Source organism: Mycobacterium sp. (genome assembly GCF_049280035.1).
Taxonomy (GTDB): domain Bacteria; phylum Actinomycetota; class Actinomycetes; order Mycobacteriales; family Mycobacteriaceae; genus Mycobacterium.
Window position 1 is genome coordinate 1 of sequence record NZ_JBAPPI010000130.1, and the last position, 2,209, is coordinate 2,209.

Genomic DNA, 2,209 nt, shown 5'->3' on the forward strand with positions numbered 1-2,209 from the left:
ACCTGAAGGCGTCGACGCTGCTCGGGCACAAATCAAAGCTGTCGGCCGTCACTGACGAGCTCGGCGAGGTCGAGGTCCAGAAGCTGTCGAAGGCTCACGTTGACGATCTCGTGAAGCGGTTGCGAGCTGGCGAAGTCGAAGGTCGTTCTGCCTGGTCTCCCCGATCGGTGAACTACATGCTGTCGATTTTCACGTCGGCGCTGGAGTCCGAGTTGAGGCAGGGCAACCTCGTTCGTAACGTCGCGGCGCTCGTCGAGCGCGTGGACGAGTCGGGGCGTGCCGAGATGAAGACGCTGACGCGCGATCAGATGTTCCGCATCCTCGACCATGAATGCCGGGATCGGCACCTCTGGACGCTCGCCCTGTATGGACTGCGCCGGGGCGAGATTGCGGGTCTGAAGTGGTCGTCTGTCGACCTGAGCGGCGGGACTGTGACGATCGAGGAGAACCGTGTAGTCGTCGAGCGCCAAGTGCTGACCGGGACGCCGAAGTCGAAGAAGTCGAAGCGGACCCTTCCGATGCCCACCGAGGTCGTCGACGTGCTGAAGGCCGCGCGCAAGCGTCAGATCGAGGATCGCCTTGCCGCGGGTTCGCAATATCGCGGCGGCGACTACGTGGCCAGCAACCAGCTTGGCGAGCCTTTGCACCCTGACGCAATCACGTCGCGGTGGGAGAAGCTGCTCAAGGATCTAGGCATTCCGGCCGTGCGGCTGCACGACGCCAGACATTCGTGCGCGACGTTGATGCACCTGCGTGGGGTGCCGATCGCGGTGATCGCGGCGTGGCTGGGGCACGCGTCGGCGGCGTTCACGATGGCGACCTACGCGCACAGCCAGGACGACGCTCTTAAGGATGCCGCGAGCAGTTTCGGAAGACTTGTGACAACTCGTGACAACTCGTGACACCGAGACGGGCTCTGAGGGATGAGGCCAAGCACCCGAACCTGCGCTGACCTGGCGTTTCATCGTGGGGCGGGCGGGGCTCGAACCCGCGACCAACGGATTATGAGTCCGCGGCTCTAACCAACTGAGCTACCGCCCCTGAATCAACTAGCTGCTGATATACGCTCCGGCTTGTCAGAATCGGGTTCTGAACACCGCAGCGATACCGCGGCACTGTCGATGGCCTTGCCCACTGCTTCAGCGACCCCAAACAAGCCATCGTCCAGCAGATGCCCACAGAGATCCAGGGTCATGGCTGCTGTCGGGTGACCAAGCATGCATCGCACGACCTTGACATTAGCGCCCACACTTATTGCGAGGGAGGCCGTGGTGTGCCGAGACCATGTGGAGCCAGCCCGTGAAGGCCGACCTCGGCGCACCGGTTGTCGAACGCACGCCGGTACTCCTCAATGGGTAGCAAACCGCCCCGCCGCCGCGGGAACGCCAACGAGTTGGGGTCGTCAGGTAACTCATCCTTGAGGCGATCCCACACAGGACCCGGAACCGGAAACCAACCGCAAAGGCGGCGGGCCGGGCCGTCGCCGCAGTAGGTGACTCCGGATTACCGCTTGCGGCGTCGGAACAAGAAGGTCACGCTGCGTCGCCGATTAGCGAATCCGGGTGCGAACGTGAAGTCGTCAGTTCGATGAAAGGTGTGTCCCTCAAAGAGGACTGCCCGGTTCGCGCGATAGGGAATGACGTTCGATTCAGCGTTTTGATCCCGGAGGAACTGCCTGACCCGTTCTCCTCCAGAGTTGTAGTCCTGATAGCTCCAGTCGCTAGGTGCCGTCTTGTCCCAAAAAACAAGGCCGCCCGTGCTCGGGTCAAGGTTCGCAGAATCGGGGGTGATCCATAAGTTCAAAGAGAAGTCGGCGTCGTCACCGTGAATATCAGTTCCCGGCAGTTTGGTGTCGTACGCGAACGCCCACCATTGTGCTAATTGATATCCATCAAATGCCTCACCGACTGCTGCTGAAAGTTCTTCTGCTATGGCGAACAGTGAGATGCTCGCGAATCCATCTTCAGGAAAGGCGCCTACATAGCCGAACTTGTATGGGCGACGCCAGACTGTAGATTCCAAGCAGAATTTTTGCACCTGATCTAAACCTTCGGGGGTCAGAAAATCATCTATAACTTGTACCTTCCGCAGGCCGGTCACGATGGCTTGTTGTATTGGCCTGTAGTCGACACTCGTATTCAAGTATCTTGGCAGCTTCTTCTCTGAAACCCTCACGAACGGCGGGTCGGCGAGGATCCGACTGCTTCTC

The 2,209-nt window shown here is 60.3% G+C and carries 2 protein-coding genes, 1 tRNA gene and 1 pseudogene; 1 reads left to right on the forward strand and 3 read right to left on the reverse strand.

Annotation, left to right across the window (positions count from 1 at the left end; all coding sequences use genetic code 11):
• Positions 1-902, forward strand: a 902-nt coding sequence (locus tag WAN71_RS04210; protein WP_422224128.1) for a site-specific integrase, incomplete at its 5' end; no start/stop codon positions are given.
• A gap of 65 nt (positions 903-967) precedes the next feature.
• On the opposite strand, the gene WAN71_RS04215 is transcribed toward WAN71_RS04210, so the two are convergent.
• From WAN71_RS04215 to WAN71_RS04225, 3 genes and pseudogenes are all read right to left on the reverse strand, one after another.
• A tRNA-Ile gene (locus tag WAN71_RS04215) sits at positions 968-1,041 on the reverse strand.
• Positions 1,042-1,045: 4 nt separating this feature from the next.
• A pseudogene (locus WAN71_RS04220) lies at positions 1,046-1,449 on the reverse strand (tyrosine-type recombinase/integrase); the annotation flags it as partial.
• A gap of 54 nt (positions 1,450-1,503) precedes the next feature.
• The coding region (locus WAN71_RS04225; RefSeq protein ID WP_422224129.1) for a hypothetical protein at positions 1,504-2,209 on the reverse strand (706 nt) is incomplete at its 5' end.